17 protein-coding genes are annotated in these 17073 nt (G+C 53.4%); 13 read left to right on the top strand and 4 right to left on the bottom strand.

Annotated elements, in window-relative coordinates; genetic code table 11:
• Position 1: 1 nt before the first annotated feature.
• The 4 genes from DWX39_RS03755 to DWX39_RS03740 are packed head-to-tail and all read left to right on the top strand — an operon-like array spanning position 2 to position 3660.
• Positions 2–862, top strand: coding sequence for an amidohydrolase family protein (locus tag DWX39_RS03755; RefSeq protein ID WP_233508867.1), 861 nt, complete (start codon positions 2–4; stop codon positions 860–862).
• Positions 863–864: 2 nt separating this feature from the next.
• Complete coding sequence (locus DWX39_RS03750; RefSeq protein WP_006234356.1) at positions 865–1293, top strand: secondary thiamine-phosphate synthase enzyme YjbQ; 429 nt, start codon at positions 865–867, stop codon at positions 1291–1293.
• 33 nt (positions 1294–1326) lie between these two features.
• A complete protein-coding gene (locus DWX39_RS03745) occupies positions 1327–2136 on the top strand; it encodes a BtpA/SgcQ family protein (RefSeq protein ID WP_233503156.1) in 810 nt (269 codons plus the stop codon).
• A 6-nt stretch (positions 2137–2142) separates the two neighbouring features.
• A complete protein-coding gene (locus DWX39_RS03740) occupies positions 2143–3660 on the top strand; it encodes an FGGY-family carbohydrate kinase (RefSeq protein WP_117758549.1) in 1518 nt (505 codons plus the stop codon).
• Between the two features lie 79 nt (positions 3661–3739).
• Here the strand turns inward: DWX39_RS03740 and DWX39_RS03735 are convergent, their stop codons facing one another.
• Together DWX39_RS03735 and DWX39_RS03730 are read right to left on the bottom strand one after the other, a co-directional pair.
• Positions 3740–4522 carry a TatD family hydrolase gene (locus tag DWX39_RS03735; RefSeq protein ID WP_117629758.1) on the bottom strand — a complete coding sequence of 261 codons (783 nt, stop codon included), beginning with the start codon at positions 4520–4522 and terminating at the stop codon, positions 3740–3742.
• Positions 4523–4536: 14 nt separating this feature from the next.
• Complete coding sequence (locus tag DWX39_RS03730; RefSeq protein ID WP_369831455.1) at positions 4537–5328, bottom strand: ThiF family adenylyltransferase; 792 nt, start codon at positions 5326–5328, stop codon at positions 4537–4539.
• A gap of 460 nt (positions 5329–5788) precedes the next feature.
• Between DWX39_RS03730 and DWX39_RS03725 the strand changes: the two genes are divergently transcribed.
• The 5 genes from DWX39_RS03725 (at position 5789) to DWX39_RS10900 (ending at position 10406) form a co-directional block, all read left to right on the top strand.
• Complete coding sequence (locus tag DWX39_RS03725; RefSeq protein ID WP_022094448.1) at positions 5789–6067, top strand: autorepressor SdpR family transcription factor; 279 nt, start codon at positions 5789–5791, stop codon at positions 6065–6067.
• On the top strand, positions 6060–6764 hold the full coding sequence (locus DWX39_RS03720; protein ID WP_117758548.1) for an SdpI family protein: 705 nt from the start codon (positions 6060–6062) through the stop codon (positions 6762–6764). The genes DWX39_RS03725 and DWX39_RS03720 overlap by 8 nt, the downstream gene beginning before the upstream one ends.
• A 184-nt stretch (positions 6765–6948) precedes the next feature.
• The gene (ettA, locus tag DWX39_RS03715) at positions 6949–8628 is read left to right on the top strand and encodes an energy-dependent translational throttle protein EttA (protein ID WP_055251458.1); all 1680 of its coding nucleotides are present in this window, start codon (positions 6949–6951) and stop codon (positions 8626–8628) included.
• 280 nt (positions 8629–8908) lie between these two features.
• Entirely contained in the window at positions 8909–10036 is a 1128-nt protein-coding gene (locus tag DWX39_RS10905; protein ID WP_147327747.1) for a hypothetical protein, read from the top strand.
• Positions 10037–10067: 31 nt separating this feature from the next.
• Positions 10068–10406 (top strand): hypothetical protein, encoded by a 339-nt coding sequence (locus tag DWX39_RS10900; protein ID WP_147336371.1) that lies wholly within the window; start codon positions 10068–10070, stop codon positions 10404–10406.
• 54 nt (positions 10407–10460) lie between these two features.
• Here the strand turns inward: DWX39_RS10900 and DWX39_RS03705 are convergent, their stop codons facing one another.
• Together DWX39_RS03705 and DWX39_RS03700 are read right to left on the bottom strand one after the other, a co-directional pair.
• Positions 10461–11768 (bottom strand): hypothetical protein, encoded by a 1308-nt coding sequence (locus DWX39_RS03705; protein ID WP_117758547.1) that lies wholly within the window; start codon positions 11766–11768, stop codon positions 10461–10463.
• 138 nt (positions 11769–11906) lie between these two features.
• Positions 11907–12851, bottom strand: coding sequence for a hypothetical protein (locus DWX39_RS03700; protein ID WP_117758546.1), 945 nt, complete (start codon positions 12849–12851; stop codon positions 11907–11909).
• Between the two features lie 171 nt (positions 12852–13022).
• On the opposite strand from DWX39_RS03700, the gene DWX39_RS03695 reads away from it, so the two are divergent.
• The 4 genes from DWX39_RS03695 (at position 13023) to DWX39_RS03680 (ending at position 17072) form a co-directional block, all read left to right on the top strand.
• Positions 13023–13244, top strand: a complete 222-nt coding sequence (locus tag DWX39_RS03695) for a hypothetical protein (protein WP_055251482.1) — start codon at positions 13023–13025, stop codon at positions 13242–13244.
• A gap of 100 nt (positions 13245–13344) precedes the next feature.
• Entirely contained in the window at positions 13345–13626 is a 282-nt protein-coding gene (locus DWX39_RS03690) for a DUF2087 domain-containing protein (RefSeq protein WP_055251466.1), read from the top strand.
• Positions 13604–14788 (top strand): MFS transporter, encoded by a 1185-nt coding sequence (locus tag DWX39_RS03685; protein ID WP_082435530.1) that lies wholly within the window; start codon positions 13604–13606, stop codon positions 14786–14788. Before DWX39_RS03690 ends, DWX39_RS03685 begins: the two co-directional genes overlap by 23 nt.
• A 7-nt stretch (positions 14789–14795) precedes the next feature.
• Positions 14796–17072 (top strand): radical SAM protein, encoded by a 2277-nt coding sequence (locus DWX39_RS03680; RefSeq protein ID WP_117758545.1) that lies wholly within the window; start codon positions 14796–14798, stop codon positions 17070–17072.
• The last annotated feature ends 1 nt before the right edge of the window (position 17073 follow it).

The raw sequence follows: 17073 nt of genomic DNA, 5'->3' as shown, positions 1-17073 counted from the left end.
AATGGTTATCGACATGTTGGTCCATCCTATGCTCTACGGCGAGATCTGTACGCCGGGTGATGAGCCTGATGGATTCGGTTTTTGGTCACGAGAATTTGGTATGGGGCATATGGGCCCCATGGATTGGGATGAGCTTCAAGTCGAGATGGACGTCTGCGATGTGCAGAAGAGCGTGCTCATGCCGCTCGATGTAACCACGGCATGCGGAGGGCACTTTGGCACCAATGACCAGATTGCCATGCTGGTTGCCGCACATCCCGATCGTCTGTGGGGATTTGCGAGCGTAGACCCGCAGGTGAGCGGTGCCGCAGACGAATTGGAGCGCGCCTTTACCGAGTTGGGGGCAAAGGGGCTTTGCCTGCATCCTGCAAAGCAGGGTTTTGCCCCCGATGATGCTGTGGCCGAGCCGCTTTACGAACTGTGCGAGCGCTATAACAAGCCGGTGGTTTTCCATGCCGGTATGTCTTGGGAGCCGGGCGCAGAGCTCTCGCGCAGTAACCCGCTTGCATTTGAGCACACAATCGCAACGCATCCAAATGTGCGTTTTAGTTTGACCCATTTTGGCTGGCCCTGGGTGCGCGAGACCGTGGCGATGCTGCTCAAGTATCCCAACTGCTACGCGGACACCTCTATCACTTACATCGATTCGCCCGAGGAGATGATGCAGCGTCTTTTCACGGTCGATATGGGGCCGCTGTGGTATGAGCGCGCGCTATCGCACCAAGTGATGTTCGCCAGCAATACGCCGCGCTTCCGTGCATTCAAACTCAAGCGGGCGCTCGATACCGTGCCCATGCGCGATGATGCGCGAGAAAGGCTCTACTGGGGTAATGCCCTGCGTTTTCTTGAAGGGGATGAGTGAACATGGTGACGCTCGAGACATTGAGCTATCTATCGACTGCTCCGGACCAGTTCATCGATATTACCGAGGACGTGCACGCTGCCATCGAACGCAGCTCGGTGACCAATGGCTTGGCGGCGATTATTTTGTCGCATACGACCTGCGGAATCGTGGTAAACGAGGGGCTGCCCTGCGTGGAGACGGATCTTATGGAGACGCTTGATCGCATCGCCCCACTCGATGCCCCCTATGCGCATGCACACTTCCTGCCGAGCTATGGAGCCACCGGTAACAACTCCTGTGGGCATATCAAGAGCATGATTTGTGGAAACAGTTGCTTCTTTCCCGTCCAAGATGGCCACATCGTGTGCGGAAGTGCCCAGAACATCTATCTTGCGGAGTTTGACGGTCCGCAGAAGCGAAAAGTGTACGTCGAGGTGCTGGGGGAGTAACGTCCCTGCAATAACCCTATGAAGGAGCACGTTATGTCGTTTCTAACTTCGATGTTCAAGAACGAAAAGCCGGTTATCGGAATGCTGCACCTGCGTCCTCTGCCGGGCGATCCGCTGTATTACCCGGGCGGAAGCGTATCGCAGGTCGTGGAAGCCGCCAAGCGCGATCTCGAGGCGTTGCAGCAGGGCGGTGTCGATGGCATTTTGATTACCAATGAGCTCTCGATGCCCTATGAGCAGCATGTTTCTCCCTCAACCCTTGCATCGATGGGCTATGTAATCGGGGCTCTGTCCCATGATCTGTCGACTCCTTGGGGAGCTGAGGCAATTTACGATGGTGATGCCACAATCGAGCTGTGCGCTGCCGTCGACGCGCAGTTCACGCGCTGCAATTTTTGCGGTGCCTGGGCCGGTGATCTCGGGCTGATTAACCGAGATTTCGCTCACACCATGCGTCGCAAGGCGGCGCTGCGCTTGGACGACCTCAAGCTTTTTCACTTCATCACGAGCGAGGGCGAGGTTTATCTCAACGACCGCACGACCGCGGACATTGCCGATTCACTTCTCTTTAATTGCCTACCGGATGCGATGGTCATCGGCGGTTCGGCTGCCGGTCGTGGCGCTTCGGGCGAGCTTGCCGACGAGGTCCGCGAGCGTGTTGGCGAAGTGCCCGTGGTATGTGGCACCGGTTGTCGCGAAAATACCGTGGCTGACGTATTTGCTCACTACGATGGCGCGTTTGTCGGCACGTGCTTAAAGCGCGACGGAAAGCTGGATGCCCCGATTGATGTTGAGCGGGTGGTTCGTTTTATGGCTGCCGCTCGTACGGCGCGAGGGGAGTAGGCACCTATGGCGCTCTATCTGGGTATTGATATTGGGACAAGCGCCTCTAAAGGCGTCTTAATCGATGATCGATGCAACATCGTTTGCCAAGCCTCTTGTGGACATGAGACGGACAACCCGTGTGATGGATGGTACCAGCATGATGCTGAGGCAGTTTGGTGGGGCGATTTTTGCCGCTTGTCGCGCGAGCTGGTGATGCGATCGGGGGTTAACGCGGCGCAGATCGGATGCGTGGGCCTTTCCGCATTGGGTTGCGACTGTGTGCCGGTCGATACCGAGTGCAACGCGCTGGCGCCCGCGATTTTGTATGGAGTCGATGCACGTTCGAAGCCGCAGATTGACGAGCTCCTTTCCGAATATGGGTCAGGTCGCGCACGCGAACTTTTCGGGCACGATCCCTGCTCATCAGATATTGCTCCTAAGATCTTATGGTTTAAGGAGAAAATGCCCGAGGTGCACGAACGTGCCGCGAAGTTCCTGACGGCATCATCGTTTCTATGCGCAAAGTTGACGGGGCGTTTTACGGTGGACCGTTACTTGGCGGAGGATTTTCTTCCCCTATACGACCGCTACACTTGGAGGGTTGATGCTCGGGAATGTGCTCGTTTCTGCCGGCCTGACCAGATGGCGGAGGTAATGTCGGCTACCGATATTGCCGGGGCGATTACGCAGCGCGCGGCTGAGGCGACAGGGCTCGCGGCAGGGACACCTGTCTTAGTGGGAACGGGCGACTCTGGTGCCGAGGCCATTTCGACGGGTGTATTTCGTCCCGGCGATATGATGGTTCAGTTGGGGAGCACGGCGTATTTCATCTACCTAGCTGATCATATGGTCGATGATGCCCGCCTGTGGCCAGGGACGTTTATCATTCCCGGAACTTACGGGATCTGCGCGGGGACCAATACGGCGGGTGCACTCACATCGTGGCTGCGCCAAGAGCTGTATCGCGACGCCGTGGAGGCCGAGGGCCACGGTGGCCCCGATGCATATTCGGTCATGGCGCATGATGCCGCCGATGTGGCGCCGGGTGCCGATGGGCTCCTGTGCCTGCCGTACTTTGCGGGGGAGCGTACTCCGCTCAACGATCCCGAGGCACGTGGCGTCTTCTTTGGCCTGACCGGAAGGCATACGCGAGCCCATATGGTTCGCGCCGCCTTGGAAGGCGTCGCGTATACCGTTGCATCCCATGTCGACATTATCGAGCGAGAGCATGGACTGCCAATTGGGCGCATTATGCTTGTCGGAGGTGGAACCAAGAATCCAGTTTGGATGCAGGCTATCGCCGACGTATGCGGGCGCGAGGTCTCGGTTGCCAAGGTTACGGTGGGCGCATGCTTCGGTGATGCCATCATGGCAGCTCTCGCAGGTGGCGCCTATGCATCATGGGATGAACTCGCCCAAGTCCTTGGCGTTGCACAAACAATCGTGCCCGATATGGATGCCCACGAGCTATATGCGTCGCGTCGTCATATCTTTGACGAATTGTATGCACGCAACCGTGATCTCATGCACGAATTGGTGTAATGCTGCCGAATTGTACTGCCTGCCAATAGGGACTGCGTTGTGCGATTCGCATGTCCCTTGGCATTTTTGCCCACAGGGGTTAGCGAAGGTCAAAAACAGAGTGCGCATTTGCTAAAACTACCGACTCGATGCGCTTTGCGTCACAGTTTTTGAGTGAGGCAATGTGCATCGAGGTCCTTGCGAGCGATCTGATGAGCGATTGCACACTTGTTTCTGTGTTTGGTTCGGCCGGCGCATCGGTCTCGAGCAGTAGACGGTCGAGTGGAATCTGTCGGGCATATTCGCGACCGCGCTTGGTGGCGAGCATACGCTCGTTCACGGAAAAATAGCAGCCTGCGTTTCGCGCACGGACGAACTCGTTCGAGGTACCGCTAAACCAGTGAAAGATGACGGCGGGGGAGTTGGGGCTTGGGGTGAGCAATCCATATGACTCAAGGGCGTCCAGTACGGTTCCTGCCGAACGAACAGCGTGAATTGATATCACGCGCCCGGCAAGAGGGTGCTGCACGAGTGCATCGCAGAGCCGGTCAAATGCCTGTACTTGTAGCGACTCGCTTCCGGCAAAACGAGCGGAAAAGTCGAGCCCGACCTCGCCGATCAAGCGTTCTTGTGCAGCGACTTCGCAAAGCAGATTGATTTCAGCGTTGCCACATCGTCCGTCGGCGAGCCACCAGGGATGGAGGCCGATGCCGGCAAAGATATTTGAACGGCCGCAGGCGCGCTTCTTGGCGCGTGCAAAGTCGTGCGGATCGACGCCGCAGTCAAATAGAATCAGGCCCAGCGCCGTTGCCTCATCGGCAACGGCGTCCGGGTGAGCCATTAGATCAAGATGGCAGTGTGCATCAAATAACCGGGGCTCCATCTCGGCGCGCTCCGCTAGTCTAGGCGCTGGCCATCGGCGCGCACGCGCTCGGTGCCGCGGCCACTGATCTGACGGATAACCTCGCCGGCGATCATCTGGCCCATGATGGGCGGCATAAAGCTGGCGGTTCCCAGCTCGGTGCGCTCGTGGATGTTGGAAGGATCGCGGGGCTGTGTCTTAACCGATTCCTCGCAGCTAAACAGTACGTGTAGGCTCTTGATTCCGCGCTTCTTACATTCTTTGCGCATAATGCGGCTCATGGGGTCACGTACCGTATCGAAGATGTCGGCAAAGCGGAGGCACTCGGGATGGAGTTTGTTGGCCCCGCCCATGGAGCTAACCAAACGGATGTCATGGTCCTGAGCATATTTGGCAATGGTGAGCTTGGCCGAGATGGTGTCGATGGCGTCGACGACGTAGTCGAGCTTGCCACCCGTCTGCTCCAAAACGCCCGCGAAGAACTCGTCGATGTTGTCGCTCAGCAGGTATTCGGTGCGCTTGATAACGCTGGCGGCGGGATTGATGTCGTGGATCATGGCTTCCATCACGTCAACCTTGCGCTTGCCGACGGTGCTGTGAAAGGCGATGGCCTGTCGATTGATGTTGCTGGGCGCGACGATATCCTTGTCCAGAATCACAAAATGACCGATGCCGCCGCGGACAAGTGCCTCGCAGCAGTTGGAGCCCACGCCTCCGCAGCCGAGCACCAGCACCGTGGCGTTGGCGAGTCTATCGAGTGCCTCACGGCCCATGATGATCTCGAGTTTGGTGTCGCGTGTCTCGACGAGAGCGGCGGTTTCGGTCATAGACATCCTCCGATGGGGAAGCGAATCGTGTTTTAGCTATCACCATTATAGGTATTATCGCGATTCCATTTGAGCCCTAGGGGCTTGTTGAAATGAGGCGGTGATTCGCATAAGATGAAGCAGATGGCACCCGTTGCCGCGGGTTAGCCAACTCCGAAACACGTTTATGGCGTGAGAAGTGGCCGTCTTCGCATTACGCGGAGGCGGCTATTTCATTCGACCCCCAATGTGGATGCCGAGCTCCACGGCCGCGATTACAAGCAACAACAACGTCAGGACATCGTTAATACTCATAGTCCATCTCCTTCTTGGTAAGAGGGAGCTGACCCATCTGCTTCTTGGCCCATTGTATCTAAAAACGAACGCATGTTCTATACTTAGTATCAAATTAGATAATTAGACAAACATCTAAATATCGAGTATAGTGTGCACGTCATGAGAGATGATGAGAGGAGGTCTTATGCCGGGAGAGGGTTTTAAGGCGCTTGCCGATCCAACGCGACGGCGCATTTTGGAGTTGCTGCGCGAAGGCAATTGCACGGCGGGGGAGCTTGCCGAGCATTTCGATATCAGTAAGCCGTCGCTGAGCCATCACTTGGCGACGCTCAAAAACGCCGGGTTGGTGACCGACGAGCGCCATGGCCAAAACATCGTATACAGCTTAAACACCACCGTCATGCAGGATTTAATTGGCTGGTTTATGGGCTTTACAAACACTGAAGGTGATAAGGATGAATAACGAAAACAAGGGCATTCACCCCACGGGGGTATCGTCGCGCGTGTGGGTTGCGCTGGTCGCTCTGTGCGTCGCCAATGTCGTAGCGCACCTCATGGTGATGCCGAGCTTGCCTGCGCAGATTCCCACGCACTGGGGCGCGAACGGCGCCGTCGACGGTTGGGGTCCTAGCTGGATGGCCTCCGCGCTCGGCGTGCTGCCTCTGGCGCTTCTCGCAATGTTCTGCGTGGTGCCGCGCATCGACCCCAAAGGTGAGGCGTATCGGACCTCGGGCAAGTTCTATCAGGGCTTCGTAATCGCCTTCACCTTGTTCATGTGTGCCATAAGCTGGTTGGGTGAGCTTACGGTCTGGGGCGTGGTGCCGGCGGTCGGTTCGGTTAACGTGCTGATTTCCGGTGTTGTCGGTTTGCTGTTCATCGGCGTAGGCAACTACTTGCCGCGTGTGAAGCAGAACTATACGCTCGGTATCAAGACACCTTGGGCGCTTGCCGACCCCGAAAACTGGCGACGCACGCAGCGCTTTGGCGGCGCCTGCTTTATGGTGCTGGGTGTTGGTTTGATTGTGATGGGCGTGGCGGGTAGCGTGCTTTCGAGTGAAGTCGTCGCTGCGGTGATTGCGGTTCTGGCGTTTGGTTCAGCTGGAGCTGCCTACGTCTATTCGTATCTGCTGTGGCGCAAATCGCAGCGAGCCGCTCGCTAAGGTTGCGGAAAACTAGCGTACGCAGTTCATAGTGTGTTAAGAGGGACTTTTCCCAGGTAGTATTAGGGGGTGTGGGCAACCATGCCCCTTTTTCGTTAAGTTTCAGAGCTGGTTTCCTCATTTTGTTTCCACTAAAGCGAATCAAGAATAGGGAAACAGCAGGTAGAAAGGATAAAACAGGCAAATGGCGGAGTTTATCTACCAGATGTATCAGGCTCGCAAGGCCCATGGCGACAAGGTGATTCTTGACGACGTGACCCTGAGCTTCTATCCCGGTGCTAAGATCGGCGTTGTGGGTCCCAACGGCATGGGTAAGTCGACCCTGCTCAAGATCATGGCCGGTATCGAGGAAGTCTCCAACGGCGATGCCAGGCTTACCCCCGGCTACACCGTGGGCATCCTGCAGCAGGAGCCGCCGCTCGATGACGACAAGACCGTCATCGAGAACGTGCGCATGGCGTTTGGCGACATGATCGCCAAGGTCGATCGCTTCAACAAGATCGGCGAGGAAATGTGCGACCCGGATTGCGACATGGACGCCCTCATGGCCGAGATGGGCAAGCTTCAGGACGAGATCGATGCCGCCGATGGCTGGGATATCGATTCCAAGCTCGGCCAGGCCATGGACGCCCTGCAGCTGCCCGATTCCGACATGCCGGTCAACGTGCTTTCCGGCGGCGAGCGCCGTCGCGTGGCCCTGTGCAAGCTGCTGCTCGAGGCTCCCGACCTGCTGCTGCTCGACGAGCCCACAAACCACCTAGACGCTGAGTCGATCCTGTGGCTCGAGCACTTCCTGCACAACTACCAGGGCGCGGTGCTTGCCGTCACGCACGATCGCTACTTCCTGGATAACGTCGCCGAGTGGATCTGCGAGGTCGACCGCGGCCACCTTTATCCCTACAAGGGCAACTACTCCACGTATCTGGAGACCAAGGCCGCCCGTATCGAGGCGCAGGGCAACCGCGATGCCAAGCTCGCCAAGCGCATGGAGGCCGAGCTCGAGTGGGTACGCAGCTCGCCCAAGGCTCGTCAGGCCAAGAACAAGGCCCGTCTGGCTCGCTACGAGGAGATGGAGGCCGAGGCCCGCGCCAGCCAGAAGCTCGACTGGACCGACATCCGCATCCCTGTGGGCCCGCGTCTGGGCAACAAGGTGCTCGAGGCCCATCACCTGCACAAGGAGTTCGATGGCCGCGTGCTCATCGATGACCTTTCGTTCACCCTGCCGCGCAACGGCATTGTGGGCGTTATCGGCCCCAACGGTGTCGGTAAGACCACGCTGTTCAAGACGATTGTGGGCCTGGAGCCGCTGACTTCGGGCGAGCTCGAGGTGGGCGAGACCGTCAAGATTTCTTACGTCGACCAGAACCGTTCCGGCATCGACCCCGACAAGAACCTGTGGGAGGTCGTCTCGGATGGCCTGGACCACATGATGGTCGGCGAGACCGAGGTTCCGAGCCGCGCTTATGTGGCGAGCTTTGGCTTTAAGGGCCAGGACCAGCAGAAGCGCGCTGGCGTGCTCTCCGGCGGCGAGCGCAACCGTCTGAACCTGGCGCTTACGCTCAAGCAGGGCGGCAACCTGCTGCTCCTCGACGAGCCCACGAACGACCTCGACGTCGAGACGCTTTCCTCGCTCGAAGCGGCGCTGCTCGAGTTCCCGGGCTGCTCGGTGGTCATTAGCCACGATCGTATGTTCCTGGACCGCGTTGCCACGCACATTCTGGCGTGGGAGGGCACCGACGAGAATCCGGGCAACTGGTATTGGTTCGAGGGCAATTTCGAGGCCTATCAGGCCAACCGCATCGAGCGCCTGGGCGAGGACGCAGCCCAGCCGCATCGTATTCACCGCAAGCTCACGCGTGACTAGTAGCAAGTAGAAAGGCCGCCAGCAAGGGCGGCCTTTCTTGTAGCAATTGCACTGCAGCTATGCCCTGGCTGCTGGTTTGATTCATAATCAAAGTCATCTCTTTGGGATTAAAGCCCGTTTTTGCTATGAGTGATTTTCTAATTCCGTTTAAAACGTAAAGACGTATTGGGTTACAAGGACATAAGCAAATCGAATTGAAATATAACCAGTGCTGTAACGTTACAAAAAAGGTTATAGAATAGGAGTATCTTATAAGTCGCTCCTCTAGAAAGAAGAACATATGCTTTCGCGTCGTCGTTTTCTGCAACTTGTCGCGTCTTCAATTGTCGCCTTAGCCGCACGTCCGAAAGAGGTTTTTGCTTCGACGGGCAATATTGATGGTGAGCAGATACAATTTACTTCAGAAATTGCGCAAGAGCTTGCCGATAAATATATAAAGGGACTCCTCGGCTCTTCGTATACGCCTTCTGACCCTATTCCTTTTGTAGACGTTGATGGGTCCCCGCTTGGCTACATTGTTCCGGTTGTGACATTCAATAGAGCCGCGGGCTATTTGGTTTTAGATGCTTCAGATGATGAAATACTTACGGGATACCGTTTTGGTGACGGCTTAGTCAGCCCTATGGATCGGGGAGGAGATCTTGGTGTTGAGTCTTATTCTTTCAATAACCCAGTCGTAATGATCAATCCGTTCGAATTCGGTGTGCAATCTTTGGACGGTTCAATAACAACAAATTGCGGAAGAACAATCCCGGCTGTTTCCATAGAAGGACGGCCTGTCGTTTTATCGAATAAACCTTCAAGCTGGAACGATGTCGTAATTTACGCAACTCAAATGCAGGATTACACAGTATCTGGATTTCGTTCCATTTCTCAGTTTATGTCATATGATGAAAGCGAGATTAAGAGGCTTACTGCCCACTATGCTTGTATGGTGACAGCTTTTTCGAACGTTGCGGAACTGTATGGCATTGCCAATTTATATAGCGACCCTTCGCAATATATGCAGATATGGAATTACACCAATACCCATGCTCTTTCCGATGAAGAACAGACTGTTCCCGGCGTTGTTTTGGGCGGAACGCCGATATCAACCTGTGCAACGGGGTTTACAAATTACTGCGCAAGCAGAGGAAGTACTCTTATCGCCCGCACTGTCTCCTCTCCGGCTATCGCGAGCATTCAAAATGAGATTAACTCTAATAGACCGAATGTTTTACATGCGAGTTTGTACAACGGATCAGCCCATTCTGTAACAGCGGAGGCTTACGCCACACTTACTGGTAAGAAAACTGGAGAGACAAGGCAGATGATTGGCATAGCGGACGGCTGGAATTCATCTTTATCCTTCCTGAAGTATGATCAGAGCTATTATGCGTGGACTTATGGAACGACTTTTTCGAAGTAGGGCGATTCGTCTAGCTCTGTCTTTGGTGCTGATGGCTTCATTGGTGGGCTGTTCAACAAAGGAAGAGATATCGCGCGGAGGTTCCGGAGAAGTGACTGCGACAGACTCAGGTTCATTAGAAATAGCTGGCGGGCATGCCGATGTGATGTTACAAGGAGAAGGCGTGCTTAGGTCGATTGATGCTGAAGACGCTGTCTGCTCAATAGAGGATTTGAAGACAGGTGAAACTGCATCGTACCGAGTTTCAGATAATGCTGCGAATATGATTGAGTCGATACCGACTGGAGCGCAGGTTTCTTTTAGATACTTTGCTCCGCAACTTGAGGATGAGCTTGCTTCTCTGGTGTCTATATGCGCCGATGACAACTAAAAGGCCTGAATTCAAACGGCCTCGGATGGTCAATTGGCTATCCGAGGCCGTTTTTTACTCGACCGGGGCTTCGACCTTGTCGATGGCCCAGGTGGCTCCGAGGCCGCCGGTGGTGTTGCGGCGAATGCGTACGGTGACTTCGTGGCGTTTGCCGGCCTGTGTGTAGCGCAGGGGGAAGCTCGCGCGGTTACGGCCAGCCTCGATGGTACCGCGCTCGCGAGCGATCCAGTAGTACTCGCCGACGATGCCGAGGGTGTCGGCGCCGTAGGGGAGATAAGTCGACAGCTGGTGCAGCAGCGGACTAGGGCAGAAGACCTCGGTCGCGAAATCGATGGGGAAGTCCCCGGGGATGGTCGGTGCTGCGGGAGCGGGGGCCGGTGCTGAATTGGGGACCGGAGTCGGTGCAGGTGTGGGAGCCTGGTCACAGGCGGGTGCGGATGCGGACTCAATGACAGGTGCAGACTCAGATGCCGCTTCTGGCTTAGCTATGGAATCTGTCGGTTCCACGGAGATGGACGTGTCTTCGGTCCCGGTTTTGGCACCGGCCTGCGGAGTGTCCTCTGCCTCGACGTTCGGCTTGGCCTCGACCGGCGTGGATACCATGGTGGTGATGCCGGCGTTGGCGTTCTCGGGGTCATAGACAACCGTGAGCGAGATGGCGGGCTGCGGCGTCTCGGGTTCCGGCGTCGCCTCGGTAGCGTCTTGATTCGCGGGCTCGTCGGACTGGTCGTCCTCGGCGTTGTCGCCAAAGACATCGCTGTTTTGGAACGCAGGCGTCTCGGGTTGGCCGGCGGTTTCTTCGGCTTTCGACTTGGGAACCTCGTTGAGCTCAACGGCGGCTTCCTGCTCAGCCATGACTTCGGGCTCGGTCGTGGCAGCGATTTCAGTTTCGACCTCTGCCGTTACTTCAGCAGTGACTTCAGCCTCTACCTCGGGCTCGGGCTCCGGAGCGACTTCGGCCACGGACTCGGGCTCGGGACGCTTAACGTGCTTGGGACGCACGGCCTTCAGGTCCTTCTCGCCGCGCTTTTTCTTTTTGTAGGACTGCTTGGCGCCCTTGGCGGCCTTGGGCTTGTCCTCGCCCTTGGCAAGGGCAGCATCCCAGGCCTCATTGGCGATGACGGTGGCATACAGACGTCCGCCCTTAAAGACGGTCAGCTTAATGCAGTCGTCGAGTTCCTCGAGCAGCTCGCGCGTGGACTCGAAGCCCAGGTCATAAGCGGTCATATCGCCAGCGGCGAGTGTCTCCTCGACCTGTGTCATAAACGTTTGCTTGCCGCATCCAATCGCATCGCGCAGCAGGCGATACAGATAGATGTGGTTGCCCAGCGATAGCGTGGGCTTAACTATTGTCTTGCTCATGGCAAATCTCCTCTTTACACACCAAAGCATCTTGCCATCGCGCAGGGCTTGCCACCTCGGCGCCCAAAGCAAACGGGCGCGACCGTTGCCGGTTCGCGCCCGTTATACAGGTCGGTTATCTGTGAGAGGCGATCGTGCTTAGTTGCCCGATGTCGTGCCTTGGCTCGAGCTGTCGGATGCCGTGCCGGATGCGGTTCCGCTCGAGCTGTTTGTGTTGCTGTTGTCGGTTGAGCCCGTGCCCGATGCATTGCCGCTCGTCTGGTCACCCGTGCTCTGCTGAGAGCCGTCGGTCGTTTGGCTGGAGTCGGTCGTTCCGGATTGTGTGCCGCCGCTGTTCGAAGAGGAATCGGTGCCTTGCGACTGATCAGGGGTGGTCGAGGAAGAATCGGTGGGTGCGGAGTTGGCCTGTGAGTCGTTCTGCTGGCTTTGCGATTGGCCGGCGCTGTCCGCGTCTTGCTCGGTCGTGCGCGACGAAAGGATTGGCTCGGGGCGCTCGCCCAGACCCTCACCGGCGGTGGTTATAAGGATGGCGCCGGCGCAGGCGATAACCGCGACGATGGCGATGGCGATCGAGAAGATGATGACCTTCTTTTGCGTCTGGCTGCGCTCTTCCGCCGCCTTGGCGCGCAGGCTGTTGGGGGCGACGCGCGCCGTGGTCGCGCGTCCCGCGACCTGACGCATCTCTTGCGTAGTCGCGGCGCCGCCCAGGTGCTCCTCGGCATTAAGCTCAACGGGCTCATAGGCGCCGGCGGGGTAGTCGACGGCGGCGTGCGTACCTTTGAGGGCTTCGGCGCTGGCAGAGATAAAGTGGCGGTAGACCTGCGAGGACACAACGGTGATGACCGAGCTCACGGCGGCACCAATTACTGAACCAGCGATACCAATCTTGGAGGCAAGCGCCACGCTCGTGGCGGCAGCTGCGGCGCCGGCGATGATCTGGGGAATGGAAATGTCATCGAACAGGCCCTTTTTGGGCGCGATGGCCATGGTCTGTCCGATGGAATGGTTCTCGTGCACGCCGTTGTTGAGCGATGCCGGCGTCATGACGCGCGTGCGCGGCGCGTCGGTGTACTTGGTTGTCATACGGGGTCCTCCCGGTGTAAATCTGCTTCGTTTCGTGTAGCCATCAGGGTACCCACCAGATGTGAATCATACGTGACATTTAACAGATACCATCAACTCATCAAGGGGGCCTGCTGTCTTTGGTGCAATAGCTTGATGCTAAACTGGATTTATGTTTGCGAGGTGGTTTACGTGATGTACCCGTATATGACATTCGAAGATGGAACCGAGGTCATTCATTCTGACCTGATTACAGATGGCGATATTGAAAAGGTTATCGTGCATTTTGAGCGACCGACGGCAGAGGGCTTCGACTCCGCTCGTTGTGAGTTGCCTTCCTGTTCGTGGACTGACTGGGAAGGGCATTTTACTCAGAGTGAAAAACGAGCTTTCGAAGAGTGTCTGAGCAAATAATTTAGATTAGTTCGAGTTTAGTTCGAATAAAGAAGCTGAATGCGATGACCTAAAGCGTATGCATTTTTAGTATTAGATGCGTATGAAATGGAGGATGTGAATGGATGAGCTAATAGACTTTAAAAAACGATTTCTCAAGAATGGCGAGCTGGTTTCAATTCCAAAAAAGGAAAGCTATAAAAGAATCATGCTGCTATGGGCCGTCTCTTTCTTTGAATTAAATACAAGTTATACGGAGCTTCAGGTTAATCGTGTGCTGTCACAGCTCTATCCTGATTATGCCGTGTTGAGGCGGTACTTGGTTGATTATGGATTCCTATTAAGGGATGAACGAGGCCTGAAATACGAGGTTAATCGTGATGTTCACGGTATTGAGAGCTAGCCGTCCGGTTCGGGTCCTATATATTGCTAGAGGGATAAGCGAAATAGGCAATTGGTGTGCGAATATTGCTTTGCCAATGCTGATTTACGAGGTAACTCACGATGTTTCTGCAACTGCTTTGATGGTCTGCTGCAGATTTGCCCCCTCTCTGTTTTCAGTTGCGCTCGCGCAGCTGCCTCAGAAGATGGGTATCGGGACACTGCAGGCCATGAGATTGGCAGACTTAATTCGCGCGGGATTATTCGTTTGCTATATTTTTGTTGATAGTAAATGGAGTATGTTTGCTATTACGTGCGCGGTATCGCTTTGCCGAACGGTAGAAATGCCCTGCTTTTACTCGTTGTTAAGAGCCAATACGAATAGTATCAATCGCGACGTAATTAATAATTCGTTTGGGTTCCTGCAGAATTTGATGATGGTTCTGGGGCCAGTTGCCGGCGGTTTTGTTGTCGCTCAATTTGGGGCGGAGGCTGTTCTTGCATTAGACGCGCTTTCTTTTGCCGCGTCGTTCTGGTTGCTGCGAGATGTTCCGTCGGTTATCGAGGTTAATGATAAAGAGGGAATAAGCAAAAATGAAAAAAACAGGACTGCATTTAGTGATCTTAGCGCGAAGCACTTGGCAATTGGTTTCCTATTAATCGATATTTCTAGTGGCGTGGCATTCGGCTCTCTGAATTCTCTTTTGCCAGCTATAGCGCAATTGCAATTTGACTCGTCATCGATACAATACGGATTCCTTCAGAGTAGTCTTACAATCGGACTGTTGTTCGGAAATACAATATATGGTCGTTTAATCAGTGGTTCCGATTGCGTTAAATCATATTGTTTTGTGACGTATCTTGCGCTCGGTGCGTATCTGGCGTTTGGCTATCGCTATGCGTCTGGGATATCGTTTATTTTCCTTTTTATCGTCGGTGCCGGAAACGCCATTCAAGATGTGCTTCTCATAACATCGCTGCAGGATTTGGCGAGAGACGGATCTGAATCGATAAGCCTGTTTTCAATTAGGGAGTCTTTGCAATCGGTTGCTGTTGTTATTTCAACACTTCTTGTTTCGCTGTTCACGAGCATCGCGATGTTCTCAATTCTCGTTACAGGACTTGGTGTATTTTCAATTATGATGGTAGTTGTGTTTCAATTGAATTATTTGCGAAAGATGTGACGTTGATATGCCTAAAACGCTTTTAGTATTTCCCCCAGGATGGAGTCCAGTGGGGCCGTATCTTGCCTTGCCTGTTTTGAAGTCATATCTTCAAGAGGTTGAACAATACAAAGTTGACATTGTTGACTTAAACGTGGAATTTTACGATGACCTCCTATCTTTTAGACATGTCGAAGAGTGCTGTAAAAGGTATCGGGAATCAAAGGATTCGTTTAGTTCGAATGTTCAATTAACAATCGAGTTGATACAAAAGTCGGCACTTAATGTTGACGAGGCAAAAGATATTTTCAGATCGAAGAGATACTTTAATCTAAAAGAAAGACAATATGCTGAAAACATTTTTAGAAATGCACTCTATATCATAAATCACGTCTCATATGGAGTTAAATACACGTTCAACTCCATAGATCTGCCCTATGATTATTATTCGACACCAGAAATAATGAAATCGCTTGCGGATACCTTGCATAATCCGTTTATTTCCTTCTATGAAACTGCCTTTCTTAAGCGTATTCAGAGGGAAAAATTCGAGTTTATTGGGATTTCGGTGAGCGGCTGTTTCCAATTGATTTCTGCAGTTACGTTAGCGAAACTGATTAAGGAAGAATGTCCATCTGTTAAACACGTCTCATTGGGCGGCAATTACATTACTCGTTTAGCAGATGACTGCATGAAAGAATGGCATCCCTTTTTTGAATACATTGATTCGATAATGATGTATGACGGCGAAGAGCCGCTTGCACGTCTTCTTGAGGCTCTTGACTCTGGTGATGACAATCTCGACTGTGTTCCAAACCTTTGCCATGCTAAAGGTGGAAAGATATATAAAAACCATCGGATTGAGCAAACATTTATCAACGATACAGTTCCCGATTTCGATGGCTTCGCCCTTTCTAAATACTTCATGCCTGAGTTAATATTGCCGGTTTATTCCTCTAGGCAGTGTTTTAATCATTGCGCCTTCTGCACCATTCCCGGTGCCACCGGTGGTTGTTACCGAAAGATGCCTATATCGAGAGTATTTGAAATAATGTGTCGGTTAAATGAAAAATACGGCACGAGAGTTTTCTCTTTTGTGGATGAAACATTCGAAGGCAAAAGAATGGAGCAACTCGCGGATGAAATAAACGCATCGGGAAAAACGTTTTTCTGGCATGGAGAAACGAGGTTCTCTCCAACCCTAAGTACAGAAGTTTTTAACAAGATATACCAAAGTGGATGTAGGCAGATTCAGTTTGGCCTCGAGTCATACAACCAAAGAGTTCTTGATCTAATGAAGAAGAACACGAGAGTTGATTGGATTGATCGCAATGTCCATGATTGTCTCAATGCGGGTATTCCTGTTCATCTATTTTTTATGATTGGCTTTCCGACCGAAACTAAAGAAGAGGCTCTGAACACCTTAGCTTATACAGAGAATGTTTTGAATTATTCAAAACAGGTATGTGGTGTTCCATATTCCACGAGAGGATTTACGAATTTTGGTCTCGTTATGGGGTCGGATGTTTGGAATCATCCCGATAAGTATGGTGTCTCTGTAATGCCGAAGTCCCAATATGAGGATTTGCGCCTCGAAGTGGATTATGTTTCAGGCACTGGTTTAACTTTAAATGAAGCAAAATCCTTATCTGATGAGCATCATATTGATTTTTATATGCAAGAGGTCATAAACGGTAGCGACACAATTGACTTGCCCCAGCGGCTTCATATTTCAGAGGTGACCTGGATCCTAGATTCTATTCACGCTGTCAGGTATAAGGGACATTTGACCAAAGTAAAGCGACGGCTAACTAGTCTAAATCCAGCTGATCGAATCTGGCTGGATTCCAAGACCTCTGTCGTGCTCGTTGAGCCATTTGCCTACTTCTATAATTCTGAATACCATCATGTCTATGCTGTTTCCCAGTTGGTATACCTTAAGTTGGCCCGTTTATTGGAGGCCGATTGTAGCATTTCTCTTATTCTTGATCAGGGCGACCTCGAGCTGACAAGGGCGATAGAAGAACTGTTGCATTATGGATTGCTGAATACAAATATCGATGCCGATTATGTAATGCACGATAACGGTTTTCAATTGGTTAAAAGTTCGTTTGTTAAAGAAGTCGGACGCTCAAAAGAGGGGTTAAGAGTACTGCTGAGTTGTGCCACCCATAGAATGTGTGCGGTTAATGATTTTTCGTTCGCTTTGCTTTCGTTGTTTGAAAAGCCGATTACTAAGAACGAGGTGCGCGACATTTTGAAAAAAGAGGGACGGTTGATTTTCAATCTCAGCGCAACAGCCTGAA

Origin of the sequence: Collinsella sp. AF19-1LB (assembly GCF_003459655.1) — a bacterium.
Taxonomy (GTDB): Bacteria; Actinomycetota; Coriobacteriia; order Coriobacteriales; family Coriobacteriaceae; genus Collinsella.
Note: the sequence above shows the minus strand (reverse complement) of the source record. Positions and strands in the feature narration are given on the sequence as shown.